6 protein-coding genes and 1 pseudogene are annotated in these 5,111 nt (G+C 33.5%); 6 read left to right on the top strand and 1 reads right to left on the bottom strand.

Annotated features, from left to right (window positions below; translation table 11 throughout):
- Window positions 1-205 (top strand): annotated as a pseudogene (locus tag F0000_RS28460) (hypothetical protein); the annotation flags it as partial.
- A 194-nt stretch (window positions 206-399) separates the two neighbouring features.
- On the opposite strand, the gene F0000_RS26425 reads toward F0000_RS28460, so the two are convergent.
- Entirely contained in the window at window positions 400-999 is a 600-nt protein-coding gene (locus F0000_RS26425) for a fasciclin domain-containing protein (RefSeq protein ID WP_149627701.1), read from the bottom strand.
- A 348-nt stretch (window positions 1,000-1,347) separates the two neighbouring features.
- On the opposite strand from F0000_RS26425, the gene F0000_RS26420 reads away from it, so the two are divergent.
- The 5 genes from F0000_RS26420 (at window position 1,348) to F0000_RS26400 (ending at window position 4,997) form a co-directional block, all read left to right on the top strand.
- Window positions 1,348-1,782, top strand: coding sequence for a MarR family winged helix-turn-helix transcriptional regulator (locus tag F0000_RS26420; protein WP_149627700.1), 435 nt, complete (start codon window positions 1,348-1,350; stop codon window positions 1,780-1,782).
- 50 nt (window positions 1,783-1,832) lie between these two features.
- Complete coding sequence (locus F0000_RS26415; RefSeq protein ID WP_149627699.1) at window positions 1,833-2,345, top strand: DOMON domain-containing protein; 513 nt, start codon at window positions 1,833-1,835, stop codon at window positions 2,343-2,345.
- Window positions 2,346-2,386: 41 nt separating this feature from the next.
- On the top strand, window positions 2,387-2,812 hold the full coding sequence (locus F0000_RS26410) for a nuclear transport factor 2 family protein (RefSeq protein WP_149627698.1): 426 nt from the start codon (window positions 2,387-2,389) through the stop codon (window positions 2,810-2,812).
- Between the two features lie 157 nt (window positions 2,813-2,969).
- Window positions 2,970-4,418, top strand: a complete 1,449-nt coding sequence (locus F0000_RS26405) for an amidohydrolase (RefSeq protein WP_149627697.1) — start codon at window positions 2,970-2,972, stop codon at window positions 4,416-4,418.
- An 84-nt stretch (window positions 4,419-4,502) separates the two neighbouring features.
- The gene (locus F0000_RS26400) at window positions 4,503-4,997 is read left to right on the top strand and encodes a Crp/Fnr family transcriptional regulator (protein ID WP_149627696.1); all 495 of its coding nucleotides are present in this window, start codon (window positions 4,503-4,505) and stop codon (window positions 4,995-4,997) included.
- Window positions 4,998-5,111: the final 114 nt, after the last annotated feature.

The following is a 5,111-nucleotide window of genomic DNA, read 5'->3' as shown; positions in this document are numbered from 1 at the left end:
TATATACCATTCTACTGGGATTCATTATTTACAGAGATATCTGGATGAATATTGTTATAAATTCAATAGAAGATACTTTGAATCCATATTCGACAGGGCTATCATAGCAGTGGTAGCTAGCAAAAAATGGGAAATATGTAAACTATCAGATAGTCATAAAAAAAAACTATTTCATTATAGTGCAAAAGCCAAACTTTTCGGTTGAAAACCACTACGCAAGATGCGTTCAATATTGGAAATTCAGGCTAAGGAAATTGAAAAAAATTGAAATCGTAGAAATCCTGATTTTTTATCACATTGATTGATAGCAGTGGATATAGATCAGAGTTGATTAAAAGAAAAAAACCTCACAAGTCCTACATTTGTGAGGTTTTTTAGGATGTATAAAAAAACACATTACTATTTCTTAGGTTGCATAACTGATTCCAAAGTATGGATCACACCGTTAGTCGCTTCAATATCTGTTTTCATAACTCTACCACTATTCCCATTTTCATCAATCAGGAGTATCTTTCCTCTTTTTCTTGTCGCTATTAATTGACTACCTCCCAGTGTCTTTAGTTTCACACTTCCTTTTCCATTCTTAATTGCTTTTATGATAGCTTCTTCATTAATAACTCCCGGAATGATATGGCATTTTAGGATCGCAGCTAATGTCTCTTTATTTTCTGGTAAAACTAATTGATCAAATGCATTCTTCGGCATTCTTTCAAAAGCACCATTGAGAGGTGCAAATATAGTATAGACCTTATCTGCATTCAAAACTGTCGAAAGCTCCGTAGCCTGAACTGCCTGATTTAATTTTTTAAACCCTATATCGCGTGAAATTACTCCATTAACTGTTAACATCTTTTCTTCCTCAATAGAAGGTATATTTGCCTGAGCGATAAGCCCTTTATTTTTATCAGCTTGACTATTCTTGTTTTCGGTTTTACTACAACCTACTAGTAATAATGAACCTGAAATTACTAAAACATTAAATAAGGTCTTAATTCTCATTTTTAAAAAAGTTAAATTTATAATGTATGCTATAGCTATGATAACTATTGATTAAAGCAAATATTAAATCCCGACGGGTTAAAAATATTCTAAATAAAGTTAAGCTCTGTTAATAAATGAGTATTCGTAAGGATCTGATTAGTAAGCGTACTCAGATGTAGAAAATAATTCTTCAAGGCTTTTAAAATAGATACAAATTCCCCTAAACACTATTAAAAAACATCTTTCACTCTGTATAATTTTTTGATACTAAAACAAAAGAATTCAACTTTTTAGCATTATTTATCTAGATCAACTATTGATATATCAATTTATCATGTATCTTTGCACAGATAACATGTATTAGCTATGATAGAAAAAGATATTGAAAATGTAGTTTTATTTCAAATAGATAAAACCAGTAAGATATCAAAACAATATTCTCAGCGCGAGTTTGACAAAATCAAACTTGGGATCACCATAGAGCAATGGATACTTTTAAAAATCATTCATGAACTCCGACATATGTCCCAAAAAGAACTAGCCAACAAATCTCTTAGAGATCCTGCCTCTATTACAAGAACATTAGATATTCTGGAAAAAAAAGAACTTATCAGGCGAGAACAAATCCCTAATAATAGAAGACAATATAATATCTCGCTAACTCCGAATGGAGCTAACTTTGTAGAAAAAAACATCAATCTGATTACAGAACATCGAAAAAAAAGTATAGAAGGCTTTTCTAAAGAAGAAATAGAAACATTAAAATCATTTCTTCTTAGAATTCAGAAAAATATGAGCTAATATTTTTTTAAATTATAAATTGATATATCAATGGTTGATCTAGCAATATTATGAAAAAACACAAAATATATTTACTACTAGTAACATTTATACTAATTAGAGCTACGGCACAGGAGAACTACTCAGAAACAATCATTAAAAATAAAATGACCGTTCACTGGTATCATAAAGATGGAAGGATCTTTATAAAAACGAGCACTCCTGCCACTGGGTGGGTTGCAATTGGTTTTAATGATACATCAGATATCACTGACACTTATTTATTAATGGGGCACAATATGAATGACACCCCCATGGTAGTCGAGTATTACACTGTAAATCCCAGAAATTATAAACCGGTAACTAGTTTTAATATTCCGTATCAGACAAAAAATATAAGTGGAGAAGAGAATATGGGTATCACGCTCTTAAAGTTTTCACTTCCTCTGCAACAAATTAGTAAGTATCAAAAGAATTTATCCAACGGCAAAGAATATCAATATCATATGATCATGGCGTATAGCCCAGAAGATGATTTTCAACATCATTCTATCATGCGAACATCGGTTTCAATTAAACTTTAAAATCATTTATAAAATTAGTAATCTTTAAATCACAAATAACAATGAAAAAAACAATTTTTATCGGACTCATTACATTATTTACTGCTAGTATTGGTTTTTCTCAAACAAAGGAGCAAAATGCAATTAAACAAACAATCATTTCTTTTAGCAAGGCTGCGGATAAAAATGATACTAAAGCATTAGACACCTATCTTGATGATAATTATAGGGTAGTAATGAATCGTCTTTTTGGTAGTAAAAAAGTTGTAGTCTTACCCAAATCTGCGTATCTGGATAAAATCAGAACTAAAGAATGGGGTGGGGACACCAGAAAAGTAACTTTCGAAAATGTGATCGTCAACAATACTGCTGCTAGTGCAAAAGTTATTTTTAAAGGAACAAAAGCCACATTTGTATCTTTAATCAATATGGTAAAAGATACGAATGGAAACTGGAAACTAATAAGTGATACTCCTATGGTTAAATAATCTGCCAAACCCTTGTCTCTTGCCGAGACAAGGGTTTTTGATTGCCTTTTAATATCAATCAAAAAAGCGACGTATCTCTGTTAAAATCTGATTCATAAATTAAAAAGCTTTATTTTTATGACATTCATCTTAAGTAAACTCAACAAATAAGGCCGTTATGAACTCAAAAAACTTAGTATGCATATTAATACCATTACTGTATCTCTTTCCTGTTTTTGGTCAAAAGAAATTACCCGATACTAAACAAGCGATTCTTACATCTATAGAAAATCATCAAAAACAACTTATTAGCATCAGTGATCAGATCTGGTCATTGGCAGAAACCGCATTCGAAGAAAATAAATCTTCAAAACTATTAGCTGATTATGCAGAGAAACAAGGGTTTACTGTAGATCGTGGTGTTGCCGGAATGCCTACAGCTTTTGTAGCTACCTATGGTTCTGGAAAACCTGTAATAAGTGTGCTAGGAGAATTTGACGCACTTCCTGGAATTTCGCAAAAAGCACAACCCACTAAAACTCCCCTCCAGGAAGGTGCTGCCGGACACGGTTGCGGACATAATTTATTTGGTGCAGGGAGCCTGGGAGCAGCTATTGCCATAAAAGAACTTATAGAAAGCAAAAAAATCAAGGGAACCATTAAATTCTTTGGAACTCCAAGTGAAGAAAAGTACTTCGGAAAGATATGGATGGTCAGAGAAGGACTCTGGAAAGATGTAGATGTTAATATTAGCTGGCATCCATCTGCTACCACAAAAGCAGATGTGCAAAGCTCTTTGGCTTTAGTCGATTTCAAAGTTGAATTTTTTGGACAAGCAGCACATGCATCCGCTGATCCCTGGAATGGCAGAAGTGCTTCTGATGCTTTAGAATTATATACCACCGGAATTAATTATTACAGAGAACATGTAAAACCTACCGTTCGCATGCATTATCATATCCAGGATGGCGGACAGGTAGTGAATGTAGTACCAGACTACTCCCGATTATGGCTGCGGGTACGTGACACGAAACGTTCTGGTATGATGCCGGTATATGAACGTGTTCAGAAAATGGCAGAAGGTGCGGCTATTATGGCAAATGTAGATTATAAAATTTCCTTAATCTCAGGAATCTATGAAGTACTTGTCAATCGCGAAGGCGGAAAAATAATGCAAAACAATCTTGAGCTCCTTGGTCCCATTACGTATACAACAGAGGAAATTGCTTTTGGTAAAAAAATTCAGGAAATTACCAATAAAGAACAGGTAGGAATGGATACTGAAATAAAACCACTGGAAGAAACCAAAGAACATCCTGGAGGCGGTTCTACTGATGTAGGTGATGTAAGCTGGAATGTTCCCAACATCAATTTGGGTGTTACGACAGCTCCAAAAGATACTCCTTGGCATTCCTGGGCAGTAGTTGCCTGTGGCGGAATGAGTATCGGACATAAAGGAATGCTGTATGCCTCCAAAGCAATGGCAATGACCATGACTGATCTATATGAAAATCCAAAAACTCTGGAAAAAGTAAAGGCAGAATATCAGAAACGAAAAGGAGACGAAGTGTACAAGGCAATTATACCTGATGGACCGCCACCAATCCCTAATACTTTAAAAAAGTAGTCGAGAGAGATACCCTATTCAGATTAAAATATTCTATAACCATTACGTACACACTTTATTACATATATTTTCAGCAGTATCAAAATGATAACCAATCCGCTAAAAAACCATATACTACGATTTGCAAACCCGGTAAAGACAGAACTACAAGAATTTCTGAATACAATAGAACCCGAAAACATTAATAACAAACAATATATACTGGAGCAAGGACAACATTGTCGTTACACTTATTTCATCATCAAAGGTTGTTTTCGATCCTTCTTCATCAATAAAAAAGGTGTAGATACCATAATTAATTTTGGTATCGAAAATTGGTGGCTCACTGATTTTGATAGTTTTATTAATAAAAGTATCTCTCAACTCAATATACAGGCAACCGAGGAATCACTTGTTTTAAAAATCAGTAAGGAAAAACTTGATACTATTCTCAATCGTTCCCTGGAAATGAACAAGTACTTTAGGATTATTCTGGAAAAAGTTAGAATTGCTGATCAAAGAAGAATCCAATTTATGTATAATCTTTCTGGAGAAGAACTCTACAACACCTTTTGTGAGTACAATCCTGATTCTGACTAACGTAAAATTACACTACTGATTTACAGTTATTTGCAAATCATCATTAGTTAATCCAAATTTATCAATTTGTTTTCTAATTCTTTTCACTAGTCCTAGTTTTCTTTTTTGATCGAG

Origin of the sequence: Aquimarina sp. RZ0 (genome assembly GCF_008370685.1) — a bacterium.
In the GTDB taxonomy this organism is placed as follows: Bacteria; Bacteroidota; Bacteroidia; order Flavobacteriales; family Flavobacteriaceae; genus Aquimarina.
The sequence above is the reverse complement of the archived record's forward strand: the minus strand, read 5'-3'. Positions and strand labels throughout refer to the sequence as shown.